The 20,406-nt window shown below is 70.6% G+C and carries 22 protein-coding genes; 15 read left to right on the top strand and 7 right to left on the bottom strand.

The features are described from left to right. Positions 1 to 13: 13 nt before the first annotated feature. On the bottom strand, positions 14 to 1,060 hold the full coding sequence (locus tag EWH70_RS03970; protein ID WP_130473854.1) for a Gfo/Idh/MocA family oxidoreductase: 1,047 nt from the start codon (positions 1,058 to 1,060) through the stop codon (positions 14 to 16). A gap of 66 nt (positions 1,061 to 1,126) precedes the next feature. Between EWH70_RS03970 and EWH70_RS03965 the strand changes: the two genes are divergently transcribed. Beyond that, complete coding sequence (locus EWH70_RS03965; protein ID WP_130473853.1) at positions 1,127 to 2,659, top strand: glycosyltransferase family 87 protein; 1,533 nt, start codon at positions 1,127 to 1,129, stop codon at positions 2,657 to 2,659. On the opposite strand, the gene EWH70_RS03960 is transcribed toward EWH70_RS03965, so the two are convergent. From EWH70_RS03960 to EWH70_RS03950, 3 genes are all read right to left on the bottom strand, one after another. Further along, positions 2,637 to 3,173, bottom strand: a complete 537-nt coding sequence (locus EWH70_RS03960) for a hypothetical protein (RefSeq protein WP_130473852.1) — start codon at positions 3,171 to 3,173, stop codon at positions 2,637 to 2,639. The two genes, EWH70_RS03965 and EWH70_RS03960, sit on opposite strands and share 23 nt — an antisense overlap. 96 nt (positions 3,174 to 3,269) lie before the next feature. Continuing rightward, positions 3,270 to 3,611, bottom strand: a complete 342-nt coding sequence (locus tag EWH70_RS03955; protein ID WP_240686783.1) for a hypothetical protein — start codon at positions 3,609 to 3,611, stop codon at positions 3,270 to 3,272. 34 nt (positions 3,612 to 3,645) lie between these two features. Further along, on the bottom strand, positions 3,646 to 4,416 hold the full coding sequence (locus EWH70_RS03950; protein WP_130473851.1) for a deoxyribonuclease IV: 771 nt from the start codon (positions 4,414 to 4,416) through the stop codon (positions 3,646 to 3,648). A 94-nt stretch (positions 4,417 to 4,510) separates the two neighbouring features. Here EWH70_RS03950 and EWH70_RS03945 point away from each other — a divergent pair, with 94 nt between their 5' ends. The 12 genes from EWH70_RS03945 (at position 4,511) to dnaB (ending at position 14,089) form a co-directional block, all read left to right on the top strand. Beyond that, positions 4,511 to 5,314, top strand: coding sequence for a hypothetical protein (locus EWH70_RS03945; protein WP_130473850.1), 804 nt, complete (start codon positions 4,511 to 4,513; stop codon positions 5,312 to 5,314). 162 nt (positions 5,315 to 5,476) lie between these two features. Further along, positions 5,477 to 6,313, top strand: coding sequence for a hypothetical protein (locus EWH70_RS03940; protein WP_130473849.1), 837 nt, complete (start codon positions 5,477 to 5,479; stop codon positions 6,311 to 6,313). A gap of 64 nt (positions 6,314 to 6,377) precedes the next feature. After that, positions 6,378 to 7,238 carry a hypothetical protein gene (locus EWH70_RS03935; protein ID WP_130473848.1) on the top strand — a complete coding sequence of 287 codons (861 nt, stop codon included), beginning with the start codon at positions 6,378 to 6,380 and terminating at the stop codon, positions 7,236 to 7,238. A gap of 80 nt (positions 7,239 to 7,318) precedes the next feature. Further along, positions 7,319 to 7,630, top strand: coding sequence for a 30S ribosomal protein S6 (gene rpsF / locus EWH70_RS03930; protein WP_205669022.1), 312 nt, complete (start codon positions 7,319 to 7,321; stop codon positions 7,628 to 7,630). Positions 7,631 to 7,632: 2 nt separating this feature from the next. Continuing rightward, positions 7,633 to 8,133 (top strand): single-stranded DNA-binding protein, encoded by a 501-nt coding sequence (locus EWH70_RS03925; RefSeq protein WP_130473847.1) that lies wholly within the window; start codon positions 7,633 to 7,635, stop codon positions 8,131 to 8,133. 38 nt (positions 8,134 to 8,171) lie between these two features. After that, on the top strand, positions 8,172 to 8,420 hold the full coding sequence (gene rpsR, locus EWH70_RS03920) for a 30S ribosomal protein S18 (RefSeq protein ID WP_130473846.1): 249 nt from the start codon (positions 8,172 to 8,174) through the stop codon (positions 8,418 to 8,420). Positions 8,421 to 8,445: 25 nt separating this feature from the next. Beyond that, the gene (gene rplI, locus EWH70_RS03915; protein ID WP_130473845.1) at positions 8,446 to 8,901 is read left to right on the top strand and encodes a 50S ribosomal protein L9; all 456 of its coding nucleotides are present in this window, start codon (positions 8,446 to 8,448) and stop codon (positions 8,899 to 8,901) included. Between the two features lie 136 nt (positions 8,902 to 9,037). Further along, positions 9,038 to 9,388, top strand: a complete 351-nt coding sequence (locus EWH70_RS03910) for a hypothetical protein (RefSeq protein ID WP_130473844.1) — start codon at positions 9,038 to 9,040, stop codon at positions 9,386 to 9,388. After that, positions 9,385 to 9,996 carry a DUF3558 domain-containing protein gene (locus EWH70_RS03905; protein ID WP_130473843.1) on the top strand — a complete coding sequence of 204 codons (612 nt, stop codon included), beginning with the start codon at positions 9,385 to 9,387 and terminating at the stop codon, positions 9,994 to 9,996. The genes EWH70_RS03910 and EWH70_RS03905 overlap by 4 nt, the downstream gene beginning before the upstream one ends. Before the next feature lie 90 nt (positions 9,997 to 10,086). Then, a complete protein-coding gene (locus EWH70_RS03900) occupies positions 10,087 to 11,397 on the top strand; it encodes a hypothetical protein (RefSeq protein WP_165436141.1) in 1,311 nt (436 codons plus the stop codon). Positions 11,398 to 11,441: 44 nt separating this feature from the next. Further along, positions 11,442 to 12,233, top strand: coding sequence for an ESX secretion-associated protein EspG (locus EWH70_RS03895; protein ID WP_130473842.1), 792 nt, complete (start codon positions 11,442 to 11,444; stop codon positions 12,231 to 12,233). Positions 12,234 to 12,676: 443 nt separating this feature from the next. Continuing rightward, positions 12,677 to 14,089, top strand: a complete 1,413-nt coding sequence (gene dnaB / locus EWH70_RS03890) for a replicative DNA helicase (protein WP_130474223.1) — start codon at positions 12,677 to 12,679, stop codon at positions 14,087 to 14,089. A 2-nt stretch (positions 14,090 to 14,091) separates the two neighbouring features. Here the strand turns inward: dnaB and EWH70_RS03885 are convergent, their stop codons facing one another. After that, positions 14,092 to 14,841 carry a PIG-L deacetylase family protein gene (locus tag EWH70_RS03885; RefSeq protein ID WP_130473841.1) on the bottom strand — a complete coding sequence of 250 codons (750 nt, stop codon included), beginning with the start codon at positions 14,839 to 14,841 and terminating at the stop codon, positions 14,092 to 14,094. Positions 14,842 to 14,879: 38 nt separating this feature from the next. Between EWH70_RS03885 and EWH70_RS03880 the strand changes: the two genes are divergently transcribed. Then, a complete protein-coding gene (locus EWH70_RS03880; protein WP_130473840.1) occupies positions 14,880 to 15,407 on the top strand; it encodes a ClpP family protease in 528 nt (175 codons plus the stop codon). 162 nt (positions 15,408 to 15,569) lie between these two features. On the opposite strand, the gene EWH70_RS03875 is transcribed toward EWH70_RS03880, so the two are convergent. Next, positions 15,570 to 16,259 (bottom strand): hypothetical protein, encoded by a 690-nt coding sequence (locus EWH70_RS03875; protein WP_130473839.1) that lies wholly within the window; start codon positions 16,257 to 16,259, stop codon positions 15,570 to 15,572. Positions 16,260 to 16,371: 112 nt separating this feature from the next. On the opposite strand from EWH70_RS03875, the gene EWH70_RS03870 reads away from it, so the two are divergent. Beyond that, positions 16,372 to 17,130 carry a dioxygenase family protein gene (locus EWH70_RS03870; protein WP_130473838.1) on the top strand — a complete coding sequence of 253 codons (759 nt, stop codon included), beginning with the start codon at positions 16,372 to 16,374 and terminating at the stop codon, positions 17,128 to 17,130. A gap of 68 nt (positions 17,131 to 17,198) precedes the next feature. Here the strand turns inward: EWH70_RS03870 and EWH70_RS03865 are convergent, their stop codons facing one another. Beyond that, entirely contained in the window at positions 17,199 to 20,336 is a 3,138-nt protein-coding gene (locus EWH70_RS03865) for a PE-PGRS family protein (protein ID WP_130473837.1), read from the bottom strand. Between the last annotated feature and the right edge of the window lie 70 nt (positions 20,337 to 20,406).

The raw sequence follows: 20,406 nt of genomic DNA, 5'->3' as shown, positions 1-20,406 counted from the left end.
GGGTTTCGTCCGTTCAGGACAGTGTCACGACCCTGCGCTCGGTGCCCGCGGTGACGGCCGCCTCGATGACCCGCAGCGCGTCGACGGCCGACGCCGGGTCCACCGGCCACGGGCCCTCGCCCCGCAGGGCGGCGGCGACCTCGGCGTAGAACCGCTCGTACCGGCCGGTCTCGGTGGGCACCCGGCGGGTGTCGGCGCCGACGCCGAGCGTGCCGTGGTCGGACTCCGGCTCGACGCCCCAGCCCGGTTCACCCGGCTTCATCCCGGCCTTGATCTGGGGTTCCTGGACGTCCAGGCCGTACTTGGTGAACGTGCCCGCGTCGCCGAGCAACCGGAACCGCGGGTTGAGCGTGCCGGCCAGCGCGGTCGTCCACAGCTGGCTGCGTACGCCGTTCGCGTGCCGCAGCGCGACGAACACGTCGTCGTGCACGACGCTGCCCGGCCTGCGGGAGTCCAGCTCGGCGTACACCTCGGTGACCGGACCGAACAGCTGCAGCGCCTGGTCGACGATGTGGGCGCCCAGGTCGTACAGCAGTCCACCGGCGTCGGCCGGGTCGGCCAGTTCCCGCCAGCTGTCCCGCAGCGCGGGCACCCACCGGTCGTAGCGGGACTCGAAGCGGAACACCGAGCCCAGCTCGCCGGAGTCGAGCACCTTGCGCACGGTCAGGAAGTCGGAGTCCCAGCGGCGGTTCTGGAACACGGTGAGCCCGACACCCGCCGCCGCGGCGGCGTCGATCACCCGCTGGGCCTGCTCCGCGGTCGGCGCGAACGGCTTGTCCACCACGACCGGGACGCCGGCCTCGACGGCCCGTAGCGCCAGCGGCACGTGGGTGCGGTTGGGGGTGCTCACCACGGCCAGGTCGACGCCCGCCGCGAACATCGCCTCCGCGTCGGCGACGACCTCGGCACCGGGGTGATCGGCACGTGCCCGCTCTGCCCGTTCCGGGTTGCCGGTGACGACGACGGCCACCTCCAGGCCCGGTGTCGCGGCCACCAGCGGGGCGTGGAACACCCTGCCGCCGGTGCCGTAACCGAGAACGCCGACTCGCAGATTCGCCATGCGTCCATTGTGGCCAAGTGTGGGTTTCTACCCGGACCCCACTCCACGCTGGTTACGATCCGGCGCGTGCCGACCGACTCCGAGCCGCGGACCGCCGGCGACGTCACGTCGCTGGACGAGCGGCAGCGTGAGCTGCCGAGCCGGACGGATCCGCTGGTCAGAGCCGCGACCGCGCCGCTGGGCGGCCCGGTGGGGGAGCACGCGGCCGTCGGCAGGCACTGGTTCTGGTCGCCGCTGCGGGTGTGCCTGCTACTCGGTGTGCTCGCACTCACCCTCGCCTGGTTCGGCAAGGCGGGCTGCATTCAGCAGTACACCAACGACCAGGGCCAGGCCGAGCTGGACTGGCGGTCGGGGCGCCCGTACGTCGCCATGTGTTATTCCGACGTCGTCCCGCTCTACGGTGCGGAGAAGCTGAACGAGCCGGGCACCTTCCCGTACAAGACGAAGTGGGTCGAGAACGAGGGGACGCCGCAGGAGCAGGAAAGGTACATGGAGTACCCGGTGCTGGCCGGGTTGTTCCAGTGGGTCAACGCGAAGCTCACCGAGGGCTGGAAGAACCTGTCCGATGGCGGGTTGCTGCCCGGCGGGCTCTCGGTGGCCATCTACTTCAACCTGAGCGCGCTGTGGCTGGGGCTGGCCTGGTTGCTGGTCGTCTGGGCCGTGACGAAGTCCGCAGGCAGACGTCCGTGGGACGCGGCGATGGTCGCGCTGTCCCCGCTGGTGCTGGTGCACGCGTTCACCAACTTCGACACGCTCGCCGTCGCGTGTGCCGCGGGCGGCCTGCTGGCCTGGGCACGGCGCAGACCGGTACTGGCCGGCGTACTGCTCGGGCTGGGCGCCGCGGTGAAGCTGTACCCGCTGTTCCTGCTCGGGCCACTGCTGGTGCTGTGCGTCAGGGCGGGCCGGATGCCTGCCTGGCTGCGGACGGCCGCGGCCACGCTGGGCACCTGGCTGGCGGTGAACCTGCCGATCGCGTTGCTGTACCCGCAGGGCTGGCAGGAGTTCTTCCGGCTGAACAACGAGCGCGGGATGGACCCGGACTCGCTGTACAACGTCGTGTCCTACTTCACCGGCTGGGCCGGCTTCGACGGACCGCTGGAGCACGGTGAGGTCCCGGTCGTGCTCAACGCGGTCAGCGGCGTGTTGTTCGTCCTGTGCTGTCTGGGCATCGCCTACGTCGGCCTGTCCGCGCCGACCCGGCCCAGGGTGGCGCAGCTCGGTTTCCTCGTGGTGGCGGCGTTCCTGCTGACCAACAAGGTGTGGAGCCCGCAGTACTCGCTGTGGCTGGTGCCGCTGGCCGTGCTGGCGATCCCACGCTGGCGGCCGCTGCTGGCCTGGATGGTGATCGACGCGCTGGTGTGGGCGCCGCGGATGTTCTTCTACCTCGGCGTCAACAACCGCGGCCTGCCCGAGGGCTGGTTCCTCGGCACCGTCGTCGTGCGGGACGTCGCGGTCGTCTGCCTGTGTGTGCTGATCCTGCGGGAGATCTACCGCCCGGCCCGCGACGTCGTGCGCCAGGCCGGCGTCGACGACCCGATCGGCGGAGTGCTCGACCGGGCCGCCGACGTGCGGGTGCTCAGCCGATCGACGAGCCGGTGACCCGGTAACCGCCGCTGTCGACGTTCAGGAACGGCGGCGCGCTGGTGCACGGCAGGGTGTCCTTGTCGAACCCGCCGGCGATCCAGCTCCACCCGAGCTTGTCCCTGCCCGGCCGGTCGGCGACGCTGATGCCGACGCGCCGGCCGACGAGGTTCGCCTCCGGCGGCAGGCCCGGGGTCTCGGCACGCTCGATGACGCCGGTGACGACACCCTGGCCGTCGGACGCCAGCACGCAGTCCACCCGGCCCTCGAACTCGGCGAACGGGCCGCCGCCGGGAGTGCGGTGGTCGACGTGGAACCGCCCGCTCGGCTGCCCCTCACCGGAGAACCGGCCGTCGACCGTGAACCGCACCTGGTGGCCTTTCCAGTACTCGCCGAGCGCATCGAGCCGTCCGCTCGCGCTGCCGGTGACCCGCACCCCCCGCGGGTCACCGGCAGCCGCCGTGGGTGCCCCCGCGACCACGGCCGCGATCCCGGCCAGCGCCGCCACCCAGATCCTCGTTCCCCTGCGCATCTCGTCGTCCTCCCGGTCGGTGATGCACTCACTCTGGCCGGGCGGCGCGGCGGTCTCCTCCCGCCGCGGAGGGACCCCATTCCCTCCGCGGCGTGGTCAGCCCAGCCGCAGGCGGTCGGGGCCGGGGTCGTGGAGGGTCACCCTGGTGCCGAACTCCGGCGAGCCGAAGTCGGCGTTGGACACGGTGACCCGGCCCGGCGCCACCTCGACGAGCTGGCAGGCGTACCAGGCGTCGTCGGACGGCCAGTACACCGACCAGCGCTCGGCCAGGTAGCTCAGCCCGGCGCGCTCCAGCACCGCGGTGGAGTCGCCGTGGTCCGCGGGCTCGGCCAGCGGGTAGCCGAACACGGTCAGCGGCTGCCAGTGGTCGCCGACCGGCTTCAGGTAGCCGACCAGCTCGCCGTCGTCCTCCCGGTGGACAGGGTGCATCGTGATCATGGGCCCCAGGCTGCGGCCTCACGTCACGTGAGGGTCAAGCGGAAAGGTGTTCCCGCAGGTAGGCGACGTCGGCGGCCTGCGAGTCGGCCGGGGTCTCGACGACGATCGGTGCCTGCGCGGTCGCGGCGACGGCCACCAGGACGTCCGGCGCGATGGTGCCGCCCTCCACCGGAGCGTGCCGGTCGCGGGTGGAGCCGAACTCGTCGCGGGAGTTGTTGAGGTGCAGCAGGTCGATCCGGCCGGTGATGGCCCGCACCCGTTCGCAGACGCCGTCCAGCTCCCAGCCCGCGGCGAAGGCGTGGCAGGTGTCCAGGCAGAACCCCGCGCCGAACTCGCCGACCTGGTCCCACAGCCGGGCGATCATGTCCAGGTCCTTGGTCATCGCGCCGTCGCCGCCCGCGGTGTTCTCGATGAGGATCGGCACCTCGAACCCGCCCTGCTCCTGCTGGCGTTCGAACAGCTTGCGCCAGTTCGCCAGGCCCTCGGCCGGGTCCTCGTCCTTACGGACGTGCCCGCCGTGCACCACCAGGCCCTTCGCACCGACCTTCGCCGCGGCCGCCGCCTGCTGCTGCACCTGCTTGCGGGAGGGGATGCGGATGCGGTTGTTCAGCGACGCCACGTTGATGAGGTACGGCGAATGGATGAAAACGTCGATGTCCGACGCCAGGATCTGCTCGGTACTCGGGTGCGGTTTGGGCGCCTTCCAGCCCTGCGGGTCGGAAAGGAAGAACTGGACGACCTCCGCGTCACGTTCCTGAGCTGCGGGAATCGGGTCCTCGTCGCGGACATGTGCGCCGATCTGCATGAGGGCACGCTACAGGCGGAAACTTCCGCACTCGACGCACAGTCGGTCACGCACATGAAGTACCGTGAGCGCGATCCGTGATGGGAGGGGTGCGATGCGGAGAACCATTGGACGCGCCGGAGGGATCGCCATCGCCACGCTGGTCGCGGCGGCGCTGGCCCTGCCCGGCACAGCTTCGGCGGACGTGGGCGTGGATCCCATGATCGTCGACTCGTGCGACGCCACGCTGAAAGGCAAGAACGGCAAGCCGCTGACCATCGATCTCGGCGCACCGGTGGACGCGCCCGGGCTGCTCACGGTGGGTCTCGGCAGCAAGTCGAAGGGCACCAACGGCAACTCCAAGCCGCTGCTGTCGCTGCCCGTCAAGGAAGCGCTGGACGGCCTGGGGATCAGCAAGAACCGGCTCGTCGCCGACACGGCGGGCAGGCTCTGCGACACGACCAAGTCCGCAGGCAACGAAGTCAGCGGCCTCACGCAGAGCGTGCTGCCCACCGACGACATCGTCGACACGAAGCCCCCGGCGCAAGAGCGACCCGAGCCGCCGAACAAGCCGAACGACCCGAAGCCGCAGCCGACCCCGCCGTCCAACGGTCCGGGTGGGATCAACCCCGGCGGCGGTTCCGGTGGGGGCAGCGCGGTCAGCCCGATCCAGTCGAACCTCCAGCCGCTCGGCCCGCTCGGTGCCGTGATCGGCCCGGTGCTGCCGCCCGGCGCGGCTCCGCCGATGGCGCCCGACCTGGGCGGCGCGCCGCCGCAGGTGCTGGCGGAGAACTCCGGCACGGCCGAGTCGCTGCCGGCGTCCAGCCCGCCGGAACGGCTGCCGCTGCTGCTGGCCGTGCTCGCGCTGGCCATCGTCGCGGCACTGCTGGCGAGGGCCTGGCGCAAGAAGGTCGCCTGATCCCAGCCTGAAGGGCCCCTGCTCCGCGGAGCAGGGGCCCTTCACTGTGGGTAACCCCAAGTCCACCCGTTCGCCAGCCGCTTTCGGCAGGCACGCCGTCACCGGTTCCGGTTAGCGTCGTTGTCAGTTCAACGGGCTGTAGCGTTGAAAGGGCTGGATGCAATGGGCTTGCCCCGCAAGGTCACCGCCACCGCGGCCGCCGCGCTGGTGCTCGCCGGGTCCGCGGCACTCGCCGCACCCGCTGCCCACGCCGCCGACACCCACTACGCGAAATGCGGCGGCTCGGTGACCGCCAAACCGGGCGACAAGGTGGTCGCCCAGACCCTGCTGGGCCCGCTGGACCTCGGGATCGTCAACGCGGCCACCACGCTGCTCTCCGGTGTCCTCGGCACGCTGTGCAAGGTCACCGTGACCGTGGTCGACACGGTCGTCGCGCCCATTCCCGTGGTGGGCGGCCCGGCCGCCGACGCGGTGAACGGCACCGTCTCCGGCCTCACCGGCGCCGCAGGCCAGGCACTCAACCCCGGGCAGCAGCAGCCCGCGCCCGGCACCAAACCTCCGGCACAGAACCCCGGCCAGCAGCCAGGCAACCCGGGAACCCAGCCCCAGCAACCGCTGATCCCCGGCCCGAACAGCCCGGTCCTCGGCGGCAGCGCGCCCACGTTCGCCGGGCTGCCGACGAACTTCAGCACCGGCTTCTCCCCGATGCGCGACTACAGCAACATCCCGATGGCCACCGCGGGCCTGTTCTCGCCGTCGCCCGGCGTCCGCTACGGCGGTCAGGTGCCCGGGTACGCGCCCGAGTTCGGCATCCTGGGGCAGGACCAGCCCAAGCCGGACGACGGCGTCCGCAACGCAGGCAGCGCCGAGGCCGTCGCCGCACCTGCGGGGTCCGGGGGCGGGGTCGGGCTGCCGACGCTGATCGCCGTGCTCGCACTGTCCGGTGTCACCGCGGGTCTGGTGCGCACCTGGGTGTTGCGGCGCGTGCCGACGGCGTAACGTCCACGACGCCCTGTCGTTATGGTGGGTGACCCCTGACCGAGTGAAGCGGAGGACTGCGCCCGTGCGGACCCATTTGGCCACGACCACCCGCAGGGCGCTCACCGCGACGGTGCTCGCCGCGCTCGCGTCCGGCGGCATGCTGCTGACCTCCGGTACCGCGTCGGCGACCACCGTGCTGCCCAAGGACTGCGCCACCGCCGTGACCGGTCAGATCGGCGACGAGGTCGCCGTGACCGGGGCCTCGGTCAAGGAACTGGTCCGCCGAGGTGCCCGCGAGGCGGGCACGCTGGCGCTGTACGACGTCGCGGCCAACGACATCGCCAAGGTCGCCCAGCTCAAGGTCGGCACGGTGCCCAACGCGGCCAGCGGCAGCGTCACCGGCGAGGCCATCGGCGCGGCCGTCACCAAGGCGCTCAAGGACGCGGGCTCGTGGGGACTCGGGCTCAACCGCGAGAAGACGCTGGCCAGCATCCACAACAAGGTCGCCGGTAGCTGCGGGTTCACCGCCTATGCGGGCAACTACACCCCACCGACCACCACCCAGCCCGGCGGGTCGGCCGGTCAGCAGCCGGGCGGCGGCACGCCGACCACCCCCGGCACGGTTCCGCTCGGCACCGGCACGCTGCCCGTGCCGCCGAGGGACTACAGCAACATCCCGGCCGCCGTCCCCGGCCTCGCGCTGCCGCCGGGCGCCCGGTACCCCGCCGGCAGCCCGCTGCCTGGTCAGCACTCGCCCGAGTTCGGCATCCTGGGCCAGGAGCAGCCGGTCCAGCCCGCCGGAAACAACGCGGGCAACGGCACCTCGCTGGCCGCGGCCGAGCAGCCGGGAACCGTTCAGCTGCCGATGCTGCTGGCCGTCGTCGCGCTGGCCGGAGTGGCCGCCGCGCTGGTCCGCACCTGGGTGCTGCGCAGGGTGTCGTAGCCCCCAGGTACTCTTTCGGGCGGACATACCCTCCTGTCACGGAACGTCCGTGGCCGCGAGCCCATAGGAGGTGAGTGGTTATGTCACGCCATTACGAGGTAATGGTCATCCTGGATCCCACCCTCGACGAGCGGACCGTCGCTCCGACGCTGGACACGTTCCTCAACGTGATCCGGACGTCCGGCGGAACCGTGGAGAAGGTCGACGTCTGGGGCCGTCGCCGGCTCTCGTACGAGATCAAGAAGCACGCCGAGGGCATCTACGCCATCCTCGACCTCAATACCGAGCCCGAGGCGGTGAAGGAGCTGGACCGGCAGCTGTCGCTGCAGGAGACCGTGCTCCGCACCAAGGTCGTCCGGCGTGAGGTCAAGCGCACCCCGGCGAAGGCCTGATCATGGCCGGAGACACCGTCATCACGGTGGTCGGCAACCTGACGGCCGACCCGGAACTGCGGTTCACCTCGTCCGGCGCCGCGGTCGCGAACTTCACCGTCGCGTCTACCCCCCGCACCTTCGACCGCCAGAGCGGCGAGTGGAAGGACGGCGAGGCGCTCTTCCTGCGCTGCAACATCTGGCGGCAGGCCGCCGAGAACGTTGCCGAGTCGCTCACCCGCGGTGCGCGGGTGGTCGTGCAGGGCCGCCTCAAGCAGCGGTCGTTCGAGACCAAGGAAGGCGAGAAGCGCACGGTCGTCGAGCTCGAGGTCGACGAGATCGGCCCGTCCCTGCGCTACGCCACCGCCAAGGTGAACAAGGTCAGCCGCGGTAACGGCGGCGGTGGGTTCGGCGGCGGCAGCGGCGGCCCCGGTGGCGGCGCGCCTGCCGACGACCCGTGGGGCTCGGCCCCGCCCGCCGGTGGCGGAGGCGGAGGCGGCTTCAACGACGAGCCCCCGTTCTGATCAGACCCATTTCGTGAGAAGAGTTTCCAGGAGTAGCCGTGGCCAAGCCACCCATTCGTAAGCCGAAGAAGAAGGTCTGCGTTTTCTGCAAGGCCGAGAAGAAGGGCCGTCCCGAGTCGATCGACTACAAGGACACCAACCTTCTGCGTAAGTACATCTCCGACCGCGGCAAGATCCGTGCCCGTCGGGTCACCGGTAACTGCAGCCAGCACCAGCGGGACATCGCCGTCGCGGTGAAGAACTCCCGTGAGATGGCGCTGCTGCCCTACACCTCGACCGCTCGCTGAGCCTGAGAAGAGAAGGAGGCACGTCATGGCCAAGATCATTCTGACCACCGACGTGGCGAACCTCGGCGGCCCCGGCGACATCGTCGAGGTCAAGGACGGTTACGCGCGCAACTACCTGCTGCCCCGCGGGTACGCCATCGTGGCCACCAAGGGTGCGGAGAAGAACGTCCAGACCATCCGCCGCGCTCAGGAGAGCCGCCGGATCCGCGACCTCGACCACGCCAAGGAGGTCAAGGCCGCGCTGGAGGGTCTGGGTGCCGTCGAGCTGTCGGCCAAGGCCGCCGAGGGTTCGAAGAAGCTGTTCGGCTCGGTGACCGCGAACGACATCGTCGCGGCCATCAAGTCGGCCGGTGGCCCGCTGCTGGACAAGCGCGTCATCGAGCTGCGTGAGCACATCAAGACGGTGGGCAAGCACCAGGTCAGCGCCCGGCTGCACCCCAACGTCAAGGCTGACGTCCGGCTGCAGATCGTCGCCAAGTAACACCCGGCAACACCATGGCGGGGTCGTCGCTCCTTCGGGAGGGCGGCCCCGCTTTCGGTCGGAACGGTTCGGCCTTGCACGGCGTCGAAAGCGCAGGGAAACTGACCTTTGTCCAAGGTGAAGGGGACTGGGCGCAATGGGTAACGTCAACATGTCGGCTCCCGGTGGCGCGGGTGGCTTCCAGTTCGATCCGGTGAAGCTCGACGCCGTCATCGGCAAGTGGAAGCAACTGCAGGAGGACCTCGCCAACGACAAGGCCGACGGCGAGCTGATGGCGAACGTCAAGGCGCCGGGCAAGGAGTTCGCCAGCGGCGACTTCACCAAGGGCGCGAACCCGTCCGGCAAGGCGTTCCTCGAGCAGAACACCAAGATGCGCGAGTACGTGGACAACTACGTGCGTGCCCTCGAGGACGCCAAGCGGAAGATGCAGACCGGCGAGGAACAGGCGATGGCCGACGTCAACAAGTCGGGTGCGATGCCGCAATGAACCCTTCCCGCCTGCTCGCGTTCGGGGCCGCGACGCTGGTCGCGGCGGCCGTGGTCGCCGGCTGCGGCTCGGACAACCGGGGCTCCGGAACGGTGCCCAGGGCCGGTGAGGGCGCCTCCGCCCCCAGTTCCTCGGCCGCGCCGGGCGGCAGTGCCCCGCGGGTCGGCGAGCCGCTGAACACGTCCACCCTCTCGAGTGACCCGTGCTCCGCCGTCTCGGCGTCGAAGCTGAGCGAACTGGGCCTGGCCGACGGCACCTCGCGCGAGTCCGCGGTGGGACCGAGCTGCTACTGGAAGCAGACGGCCGCCGACGCGAACCGGGTCGACCTGACCGCCAACCCGAAGAACACCAACGGGCTGTCGGACATCTACGACCAGAAGGCCGAGTTCGCCTACTTCGAGGAAACCCAGGTCGCCGGGTACCCGGCGGTGTACGCCTCGGACGCGGACCAGCGCTCGAGTGGCGACTGCACGCTGCACGTCGGCGTGACCGATCAGCTCGCCGTGCAGGTCAGCACCCAGTTCCTGCGGGAGCCCGACAAGGCGAACCCGTGTCCGGTGGCCGAGAAGGTCGCGGTGGCGATGGTCGAGACGCTCAAGGGCGGCTGACGTGTACCGCGGGGGAACCGGGAGGTCGGGCGGTACGTCCGATTCGGTGATTGCGTTGAATTCGTCGTTCGTTCCGAGGGGTTGTTGATCGTGGGCCTGATCCTCATTCCGATCATCGCGGCGCTGACGCAGGAGGAAGCCGGCAGCTACACCGCGGGCGAGGGCGATCGCAAGATCGACTGCTACCAGATCTGGGAGCAGATCACGCACGGCAACGGCCCCGAGTCCCTGGACAACGGCAGGGCGGCCGCCGGCAAGCTCAAGGGCACCTACGAGTCCCGGATGTCGACCATCGACGACCTGATCAAGGAGATGGACGCGGCCTGGACCGGCAACAGCGCCGACGCCGCGAAGTCCGGCGCCCACCCGCTGAAGAAGTGGATGGAGGACTCGCGGACCAAGCTCCAGGACAGCGACAAGTTCCTCGGCGAGCAGCGCAGCGCGTTCACCACCGTGCACTCGAAGGTGCAGGAGGTCCCGCAGAAGCCGCCGGAGAGCAGCTTCCTCAACGACATCACGCCGTGGGAGACCGACACCGACCGGGCCATCAAGGAGTACAACGAGAAGGGCCAGGCCAACGTCGAGGCCTTCAACGAGTACTTCAAGGCCAGCAACGAGAACGCCAAGGGCATGCCCACCTACAGCCAGATGGAGGGGCAGGTCCAGAACGTCGGTGTCGACGGCGGCAAGGACGGCGACCGCGACGGCGACGGCATCCCCGACTCCCAGGACCCGAACCCCGACCAGCCCGGTGGTGGCGGCGGGATGCCCGGCGGGGGCGGGGGAATGCCCGGTGGCGGTGGCGGCATGCCAGGGGGTGGCATGCCCGGTGGCGCCGGGATGCCCGGCGGTGTTCCCGGCTTCAAGCCCGGTGAGATGCCCGGTGGCGGCTACAAGCCACCGGAGTTCCCCGGCGCGGGCGGCAACATGCCCGGCGGTGGTTACAAGCCGCCTGCCTGGGACGACGGCACGTCGGCGGCCGGATACACCCCGCCGAAGATGCCGAGTGCGGACTTCGGTCCGGGTGGCGGCCGCATGCCCGGTGGGGTGCCGGGTGGCGGCATGCCCGGTGGCGACTTCGGCCCCGGCGGCGCCGGGTTCGGTCCCGGCGGGATGCCCGGCGCGGGCTTCGGCCCTGGCGGCACGCAGAGCGGCGCAGGCGCTGGTCCCGGTGCGGGTGCGGGAGGTGCCCGGCCCGGTGGCATCGGTGCCGGTGGCGCGGGCGCCGGTGGCCGTCCCGGAGCCATGGGCGGCATGGGAATGGGTGGCATGGGCGCTGGCGCGGGCCGCGGTCAGGGCGCCGAGGACGAGGAGCGCCAGTCGCGGTTCCTGGTCGGTGACGACCCCAACGAGGTGTTCGGCACCGATGAGCTGACGGCTCCGCCGGTGATCGGCGAGTAGTCTTTTCCCGTTCCGCCCAAACAGAACAGAGGGGACCCACCACGGTGCTGGCCAAGCAGGTCACGATGTCCACCGGCACCCTGCTCAACCTCATCCGCAGGCGCGGTGGCGAGCCACACCAGATCCTCGCCAGCACGCCGACGTGGCTGAGCGAGGACGCGCAGCGCAAGGAGAACGAGCGGGCCGACAAGGAGCTGGCCGGTGCCGGACTGGCCGGCCGCCGTGGCGTGGATCCCGGCCTGCTGGCCACCGTGGACGCGATCGCCAGGCCGCAGCTGGAGTACTACGCCTGGATCAACGGCGGGTACGACGGCAAGTCGCTGGACTACAACCTGCTGGCGGGCGCGGCGGGCGCCGAGGGGTTCGTCCTCGCGCGCAACACGAAGCAGGAAGGCGTCGTGGTGGCGTCGGTGCACCCGAGCGAGCTGCTGCCCGAGTTCATCGGCCAGATCCCCAGGCTCGCCGCGGGCAAGGGCAACACCCTGTCGGTGCCGAAGAGCGAGCTGGGTGGCAACCGTCGGACCACCGCCCAGGACGAGGGCTTCTCGGTAATGCAGAGCGGCAGGCAGAGCGCGGGCTCGCAGGAGGCCGACGAGCTGCGCCGGGTCCTGCACCTGCCCCGGCTCGGCGGCGGCAGCCTGTACGTCGCGTTGCGCAACCGCAGCGGCAGCAGGGTCCGGGTGGACAAGCCGGTGAACTACATCGACACCTCGGAGGGCCGCTGGCTGACCGAGGAGACCGCGGGCCGGGGGGAGCCGCTGATCGTGTTCACCCCGGCGACCACCGCGGTGCTCACGGAGCGACTGCGAGCAGCGCAGAGCACCCTCGGTGGATAGCCCCGTTCAGCCTAGTGAGTGGTGCCTCTACGCTCGGTAGTCCTATCCACAGGGGCTGGGGGTATCTCCCCCGGCGCGGTGTCCGCGACACGCCGACGGGCCGACCCCGCGCGACACGCCGGACGAGTTCGAACTAATTTCTCCACAACTTGCACACAGGGTTCTACCTGCGGTTTTGCCAAGGCTTCCCCGTGTTGTCCCCAGGTTGTACACAGGCTGGAAGTTGCCTGTGAAGGGATGCCCGCTTCCGTCCCCAGGTTATCCACAGGACGGTCCCCAAGCGCCTTTGCGCTGCTCCGTCCGAGGGACATACTGTGCCGCCCGGACGTGTGCTGTCCGGCTGCCGATCCGGCGGCGAAACGCCCACCGGGGATCGCCCCCGATGTCGGTCTGATCCGGCATAATCGAACTGATGTTCGCATCCTGAGGAGGTGCCTGCCGCGGTGGCGCTCACCGACGATCGCGGTCCCGTCTACACCAACGACGGTCCGCCGCCGGAAGACCCCGGTCCCGGCCGGGGTGGCGATTTCGAACGCCAGCCGCCGCAGGATCTTGCCGCGGAGCAGTCCGTGCTCGGCGGCATGCTGCTGTCCAAGGACGCGATCGCCGACGTCGTCGAGGTGCTGCGGCCCGGCGACTTCTACCGGCCGGCACACCAGGCCGTCTACGACTGCGTGCTCGACCTGTACGGCAGGGGCGAGCCCGCCGACCCGATCACTATCTCCGCGGAACTGGAGCGCAGGGGCGAACTCGGCAGGGTCGGCGGTGCGCCGTACCTGCACACCCTGATCGCCACCGTGCCCACGGCCGCGAATGCCGGGTACTACGCGGAGATCGTCGCCGAGAAGGCCATCCTGCGCAGGCTGGTGGAGGCAGGCACCCGGATCGTCCAGTACGGCTACAGCGCCAACGCCCGCGACGGCGGCGACATCAACGAGGTGGTCGACCGCGCGCAGGCAGCCATCTACGAGGTCACCGAGCGGCGCACCAGCGAGGACTACGTCGCGCTGGAGGAACTGCTGCAGCCGACGATGGACGAGATCGACGCGATCGCGTCCAGGGGTGGTTCGGCGCAGGGTGTGCCGACCGGGTTCACCGATCTCGACGACCTGACCAACGGCCTGCACCCGGGCCAGATGATCATCGTCGCCGCCCGGCCCGGTGTCGGTAAGTCGACACTGGGACTGGACTTCGCGCGGTCGTGCTCCATCAAGCACGGCATGAGCAGCGTCATCTTCTCGCTGGAGATGAGCCGCACCGAGATCGTCATGCGCATGCTCTCGGCCGAGGCCAAGATCCGGCTGCAGGACATGCGTGGTGGCCGCATGACCGACGACGACTGGACGCGGCTGGCCCGGCGGATGAGCGAGATCAGCGAGGCACCGCTGTTCATCGACGACTCGCCGAACATGACCATGATGGAGATCCGGGCGAAGGCGCGGCGGCTCAAGCAGCGCAACGACCTCAAGCTGGTGGTCGTCGACTACATGCAGCTGATGACGTCCGGCAAGCGGGTCGAGTCCCGTCAGCAGGAGGTGTCGGAGTTCTCCCGGCAGCTCAAGCTGCTGGCCAAGGAACTCGAGGTGCCGGTGGTGGCGATCAGCCAGCTGAACCGTGGCCCCGAGCAGCGGACCGACAAGCGGCCGATGCTGTCCGACCTACGTGAGTCCGGATCGCTGGAGCAGGACGCGGACATCGTCATCCTGATCAACCGGCCGGACGCGTGGGAGCGCGACGACCCGAGGGCCGGCGAGGCCGACCTGATCCTGGCCAAGCACCGTGCCGGTCCGCTGAACACCGTCGTGGTGGCCCACCAGTTGCACTACAGCCGGTTCGCCGACCTCGCGCAGGGCTGACGTCAGTCGAACTCCGGCGGTGCCTGCAGGTCGTGGGCGCGGAACAGGACGGCGTGCTCGACGCCCATGGCCTTGCCGCTCATCGCGGCGAACGTCGGGATGAAGTCCGCCGGGGCGGGGTGGTCGGGGAGCGCGGCCAGATATTCGGCGTGTGCCTCCAGTGAGGCGATGCCGCGGCGCAGCGGCTCACCCGTGACGTCGACGCCGTGGGTCGCGCCTGCGGGGATCCCGGGGACGAGGTACCACCGCGCGGAGTGCGGTTCGAGACCCTCGTCGTCGATCTGCTCGGGGAAGACCCAGCGGTTGCCTGCGTCGCGCAACGCGTCGAGGGTCGCCAGCCCGGCCGCGCGGTGGTCGGCCTGGTCGAAGCCCCATGGCGCCTCGATGTCGTACCCGCCGCCGAGCACGACGTCCGGCTTGAACCGGCGGATCTCCCGGCAGATGTCCCGGCGCAGGTCGAGGCCGTAGACCAGAACGCCGTCCGGGTGATCGAGGACGGTCAGGTGCTCAACGCCGACGGCAGCGCAGGCCGCCCGCTGCTCGGCGACCCGGATGCGTGCCGTCTCGTCGGGATGGTTCGGCATGCCAGCCTCGCCACGGGTGAGCAGCAGATAGCCGACCTCGATGCCGCGCGCGGTCCAGCGGGCGACGGCCGCCGACGTGCCGTACTCCATGTCGTCGGGGTGCGCCACGACGCAGAGCACGCGCTGAAAGGACTCCTCGGGAAGGGCAGGCAGTGTCATGGCGGTCATCCTTCCGCGTTCCGGGCACGCGACGGTAAACATGCGGCATGACGTTCACCGATGAGCAGGTCGAGGCGCTGCTGAAGCGGCGGATCGTCCTGGTGTCCGGCGACATCGACGACGACCTGGCCAACCGGGTCACCGCGCAACTGCTCCTGCTCGCCGACGACGACCCCGTCTCCGACATCACGATGTACGTGAACTCGAACGGCGGCTCGGTCACCGCGGGCATGGCGATCGTCGACACGATGCGCCTGGTGCGGCCGGACGTCGCCACCACCGTCATGGGCCTCGCCGCCGGAATGGCGCAGGTGGTGGCCACGGCGGGGGCGCCCGGCAAGCGGACAGCGCTGCGCCGCGCGAAGCTCCTGCTGATGCGGCCGTCCGGGCAGCCGGACAGCGACGTCGGCCGCGAGGTCATGCTGCGCTGGGCCGACGAGCTGTACCGGATCACCGCGGAGGCGAGCGGGCGGCCCGTCGAACGGGTGCGGTCGGACTCCGAGCGCGGGAGCTGGTTCACCGCGCGGCGGGCGAAGACCTACGGCCTGGTGGATCACGTCGTCGACCGGGCCTAGGCCGCGTTTCACAAGTCACGTTCGCGGTTCTTCGCGCCCAGGCGGCCCCTGGACGGCACGGGCGGATGCGCCCGAGTACGGCCCAGTACGAGGGCGATCCGCCCGCACCGCCAGGAACCACCTGGATCACGAAGCCCATCGAACAGACTTATGAAACACGGCCTAGCCGAACTGGCCCAGCACGAACATCCCCGCGGTCGCCAGCACGGCGACGGCCGTCCAGCGTGCGGCCACCAGTGGTCTCGGCCTCGGTTGCGCGAACAGCAGCGAAAGGCCGAACGGCACCAGTGCGACCGCCAGCCCCGCCGCACCGACCAGCGAGAACACGTCGGTGCCCTTCAGCACGCCGACCGGGATGCAGGTGCCCAGCCCGAGCGCGATCGCGCGAACCCGGCTCGTCGGCCAGACCGCGACCGCCAGCACCACCCAGCCGAACAGGGTCGCCACGGTGAACAGCCTCGCCATGTGGAACGCGCCGTAGGTCTGGGCGACCAGCTCGGTGGCACCCTGGGCGCCGAGCACCGGGACGAGGCTGGCGGCCAGGTGGTCGACGCCGGCGGAGAACGTGCGGCCGAACAGGCCGAGGATCACCAGGACGCCGCCGCACAGCGCCCAGCCCCTCCGCCGGCACGAAGCGACGAGTGCCGCGACACCGGGCCAGAGCAGAACGGTGCCGAGCAGAACCAGACTGTACGCGGCGAGCATCCGGTTCGGCTGGTCGCCGAATGCCGCGAGCTGGTGTGGGAAGAAGAAGTGCGGGCCGTAGCGCAGGAGCATGCCGGCCAGCAGGAGGACCGGCGCGAGCGTGGCGGAGACGCCGCCTGCCCACCGGCCCGGAAAGGGTGTGCTCATGGCGGGAACTCTCCCCGGGAACGCGGTGCGGATCGTCCGACCGGGTTCCGAGATTCGGCGTCATACCCGGGTCTGATGTTATAGTTGAATCTTCAACTGCTTGGAGCTGACGATGCCGACCCCGGTGCTGTACCTGAGTCACGGCGCCCCGCCGCTGGCCGACGACCCGACGTGGACCCGCCAGCTGGCCGACTGGTCGACTGGCCTGGACAAGCCGTCCGCGATCCTGGTGGTCTCGGCGCACTGGGAGGAGGCGCCCGCGACGCTGGGCGCCACCACGACCGTGCCGCTGGTCTACGACTTCTGGGGCTTTCCCGAGCGCTACTACCGCGTCACCTATCCGGCTCCGGGCGCGCCCGGGCTGGCCGCACGGGTGCGCCAGCTGGTCCCGGACGTGCACGACGCGCCCGACCGCGGACTGGACCACGGCGCGTACGTCCCGCTCGTCGAGATGTTCCCCGGCGCCGACGTCCCGGTGCTGCAGCTGTCGATGCCGACGCTCGACCCGCGCAGGCTGTTCGAGCTGGGCCGGCGCCTCGCGCCGTTGCGGGACGAGGGCGTGCTGATCGTCGGCAGCGGCTTCTTCACCCACAATCTGTCCGGTTTGGACATGTCGAGGGACGCGGGCCACGCACCGCCGTCGTGGTCGGCGGAGTTCGACCAGTGGGGCCAGGAAGTGCTGGCCGCGGGGGAGGTCGACGCGCTGCTGGACTTCGCGGTCAAGGCACCGGCGGCGACGCTGGCCCATCCACGGACCGAGCACTTCGCGCCGTTGTTCGTCTCCCTCGGCGCCGCCACCGACACCACGCCGTCCACGGTGATCGACGGCTTCTGGTTCGGGCTGGCGAAACGCTCGCTCCAGTTCACGTAAAAGAGCCGGGCCCCGGGGAGGATTCCCGGGGCCCGGCCTGAAAATCAGACAGCTACTTCAGCAGGTTCTCACTGGGTGCGGAACTTGCCGGCGAAGCCGTCGAGGATCCGCTGGAACAGCGACAGCGGGCCCGAGTCCACCTGGGCCAGCGCGGGGACGTCGGCCTGCGGCAGCAGGCTCGGGGCGTCCAGCGCGGGAACCGTGGTCGGCACGTCGGTCGGCACACCCGGAACGGCGGGCAGCGTCGGCAGCGACGTGACGTCCATCGGCAGCCCGTTCAGGCTCGAGATCTGAACCGGAGCGGCGAGGCCGTCGGTGACGTTGGTCGGCACGCCCGGGAAGGCGGGCAGGCCGTCCAGGCCGGGCAGCGCGTCCAGGCCGGGGACGTCCGAACGAGCGCCACCGGGAACCGGCAGCTGGGGCAGACCCGGCAGGCCCGGGACGGGCAGCTCGCCCGCGCCGGGGAGTCCGGGAAGCCCGGGCAGCCCGGTCTCGCCCGCGGCCATGCCCGGCGAGGGCACGCCCGGCAGAGCCGGCATCGGCATCTTCGGCAGCGCGTTGATCGGCATCGCGGAACCGTCGATCGGCAGGTTGATCTGCGGCTCGTCGCCGGCCACGTCGATCACCGTCGCGTTGGTGGCGTCGGCCGTGGCAACGCCGAGCACCTCCAGCGGAACGTCGAAGATCTGCGCGAGGACGCCCACCGGCAGCTGGCCGTCGATGCCCGACAGGCTGTTCGTCGAGCCGCTGGTGTCGGTGCTGCCACCCACGGTGCCGACGGTGTTGTTGTCGGCGACCGCGTCGGCCACGCCCAGCCCGGCGACGCTGTTGCCGAACACCTGCGCGACCGCGGCGGCCGGGACGTCGAGGATGTTGCCGGAGAAGGCACCCTCCTCGCCCGAGGTGGTGATGTCGCCACCCGAGGTCGCCTCGACCGAGTTGGAAGCCGCACCGGACGCCTTCGCCGCGGCGGCGACGGCGTCACCGAAGACCTGCGCGATGGGCAGACCCTGCGCGCTGATGACGTTGCCGGCCAGGCCGCCACCGTCACCGTTGGTCTCGCTGTCGCCACCGGCCTCGGCGACGACGTCGTTCACCGCGGTCTGGCCACCGACCAGCGCCGCCAGCCCGGCCGACGAGCCGAACATGTCACCCACACCGGCGAACGGCGCCTGGATGATGTTGCCCGCGACGGCACCGTCCTCGCCGGTCGCCTTCGCGTCGCCACCGGCGACCGCGTCGGTCAGGTTCTCGCTGGCGCCGTGCCCGGTGCCGATGAACGAGCCACCGACGCCGTGCACCTGCAGCGGCAGCGCCACCGGCACGAAGCCGATGTTGCCGGCCAGCCCGGCCTTCTTACCGGTCGCCTTGACGTCGCCACCCGAGGTCACCTGGGTGTCGGTGACGGCCTGGCCGGAGCCGCGCCCGATGTGCGAGCCGCCGATGCCGAAGGCCTGGACCGGCAGCGACACCGGGGTCGCCACCAGGTTCGAGGTGCCGAAGCCGTTGTCGTCGTCGGTGTTGCCACCGCCGCCGGCCGTGATCTCCTTGGTCTCGCTCGCGGCGCCCTTGCCCTGGCCGATGTACGACCCGCCGACGCCGAACACCTCGGCGGGCACCGCCAGCGGCACCTGGACCAGGTTGCCCGAGGCACTGGAGTCGTTGCCCTGCGTGCCGTTGTAGCCGCCGGCCGTGACGACCTTGTCCTCGGAAGCGGTACCGGAGGCGTTACCGATGTGCGAGCCGCCGATGCCGAAGACCTCGGGAGCGAGCGCACCCTGGCCGGTGACCGTGTTGCCGGCCAGCACCGAGCCGTTGCCGGTGCTGTAGGTGCCGCCGCCGGCCTCGGTGGCCGTCTCGCTGTCGGCGTTCGCGTGCGCGTTGCCGATGTAGGTGCCACCGACGCCGAACACCTCGGCGGGCAGCGCGATGGGCAGGTCGGCGACGTTGCCCGAACCGCCGGACTTGTCACCGGTGGTGCTGGAGAACCCGCCGGCCTGGACCTCGCTCGTGGTCGAGCTGGCCTCGCCGCCGTCGAGGGCGTTGCCGGTGGTGGCGTTGCCGATCCACGAGCCGGCGTTGCCGGTCACGTTGGCCAGCAGCGCGCCCTGCGGCTGCGCGATGTTGCCGGACAGGAACGACTTGTCGCCGCCGGTCTGGATGTAGCTCGGGTTGCCGTTGAGGCCCGGGGTGGTCCCGCCGGCCGTCGCGTCGGCCTCGGAGTGCGAGGTCGAGTCGGCGTCCGAACCCCACACACCGGCAGCGTTGCCGTTGAACTTGACCGGCAGGCCGATCGGCACGCCGACCGCGTTGCCCGCGACCGAGCCACCGTCACCGTTGGTCTGGATGGACCCGCCGGACTCGGCCTCGGTCTCCGCCTCGAAGTCGCTGTAGGCGTTGCCCAGGATCCACGACGCGGCGTTGCCGGTGACCTGGACCGGCGTGGCGAACTGCCCGGCGACCACGTTGCCGGAGGTGCCGGAGCCGGTGCCGTCGGTCTTGATGTCGCCGGTCTCGGTGACTTCCTGCTCGGCCACACCGGTGGTGTAGCCGCTACCGCCTGCCACACCGCCCGCGTTGCCCGCGATCTGGATGGGCAGCGCCCAGTCCAGCACCACGGCGTTGCCGGCCAGGCCGGAGTTCTTGCCGTCGGTGGAGGTGTCCTCGTCGTTCGAGTACGACTGGACGCAGTCGCCTTCGACGGCGGCGTCGCCGAGCACACCGATCGCGTTGCCGCAGATCTGGATCGGCACGGTCAGGTCGAGGTCGACCTTGTTGCCCTTGAAGACGTCGCCGTTCGACTCCAGGCTCGGCGGGGTGACCTGCTTGGCACCGACACGCTCGGTGGCCTTGCTCGTGACACCCGACAGCGCGCCGGTGGCCTTGCTGGTGGCACCGGCGAGGGGAGCGGTGGCCTTCTCAGCGGGAGCGGCGGCCTTCTGCAGCGGGGCGGTCAGGCCCTTCAGCTTGCTCGTGACCGGCTTGGTGCTCAGTTCCTTGTCGACGCCCGGCAGGTTGACCTGCTTGCCGGGGAGGCCGAGCGCGTTCTGGTCGATCTGCAGCGGAACTGTGAGGTTCACGTCGAGCGGGCCGGCAGGCGAGTCGGGGTTTACCTTCTCGTCGGCCGAAGCGATGCCGGTACCCAGCATCAGCAAACCACCCGTGACCAGCGCGGTCTGAAGGCCGCGCTTCGCCCAGGTTTGCATTAGGTGGATCTCCTTTTCCTTGGGTTCCCTTGCGGGTCTTTTGGGGGTGCGGTCGCGCGAGAAATGGCGA

Source organism: Amycolatopsis suaedae, from assembly GCF_004214935.1.
Classification (GTDB): Bacteria; Actinomycetota; Actinomycetes; order Mycobacteriales; family Pseudonocardiaceae; genus Amycolatopsis; species Amycolatopsis suaedae.
This window is presented reverse-complemented; position numbering and strand designations above follow the sequence as displayed.

Excerpts from the sequence above, each read along its gene's own strand:
- EWH70_RS03950 (WP_130473851.1), bottom strand. The coding sequence starts at position 4,416 with ATGCAGATCGGCGCACATGTCCGCGACGAGGACCCGATTCCCGCAGCT.
- EWH70_RS03955 (WP_240686783.1), bottom strand. The coding sequence starts at position 3,611 with ATGATCACGATGCACCCTGTCCACCGGGAGGACGACGGCGAGCTGGTC.
- EWH70_RS03910 (WP_130473844.1), top strand. The coding sequence starts at position 9,038 with ATGGGTAACGTCAACATGTCGGCTCCCGGTGGCGCGGGTGGCTTCCAG.
- EWH70_RS03875 (WP_130473839.1), bottom strand. The coding sequence starts at position 16,259 with ATGAGCACACCCTTTCCGGGCCGGTGGGCAGGCGGCGTCTCCGCCACG.
- EWH70_RS03960 (WP_130473852.1), bottom strand. The coding sequence starts at position 3,173 with ATGCGCAGGGGAACGAGGATCTGGGTGGCGGCGCTGGCCGGGATCGCG.
- EWH70_RS03885 (WP_130473841.1), bottom strand. The coding sequence starts at position 14,841 with ATGACCGCCATGACACTGCCTGCCCTTCCCGAGGAGTCCTTTCAGCGC.
- EWH70_RS03940 (WP_130473849.1), top strand. The coding sequence starts at position 5,477 with ATGGGCTTGCCCCGCAAGGTCACCGCCACCGCGGCCGCCGCGCTGGTG.
- EWH70_RS03970 (WP_130473854.1), bottom strand. The coding sequence starts at position 1,060 with ATGGCGAATCTGCGAGTCGGCGTTCTCGGTTACGGCACCGGCGGCAGG.
- EWH70_RS03880 (WP_130473840.1), top strand. The coding sequence starts at position 14,880 with ATGACGTTCACCGATGAGCAGGTCGAGGCGCTGCTGAAGCGGCGGATC.
- EWH70_RS03945 (WP_130473850.1), top strand. The coding sequence starts at position 4,511 with ATGCGGAGAACCATTGGACGCGCCGGAGGGATCGCCATCGCCACGCTG.
- rpsF (WP_205669022.1), top strand. The coding sequence starts at position 7,319 with ATGTCACGCCATTACGAGGTAATGGTCATCCTGGATCCCACCCTCGAC.
- EWH70_RS03865 (WP_130473837.1), bottom strand. The coding sequence starts at position 20,336 with ATGCAAACCTGGGCGAAGCGCGGCCTTCAGACCGCGCTGGTCACGGGT.
- EWH70_RS03925 (WP_130473847.1), top strand. The coding sequence starts at position 7,633 with ATGGCCGGAGACACCGTCATCACGGTGGTCGGCAACCTGACGGCCGAC.
- EWH70_RS03870 (WP_130473838.1), top strand. The coding sequence starts at position 16,372 with ATGCCGACCCCGGTGCTGTACCTGAGTCACGGCGCCCCGCCGCTGGCC.
- rplI (WP_130473845.1), top strand. The coding sequence starts at position 8,446 with ATGGCCAAGATCATTCTGACCACCGACGTGGCGAACCTCGGCGGCCCC.
- EWH70_RS03905 (WP_130473843.1), top strand. The coding sequence starts at position 9,385 with ATGAACCCTTCCCGCCTGCTCGCGTTCGGGGCCGCGACGCTGGTCGCG.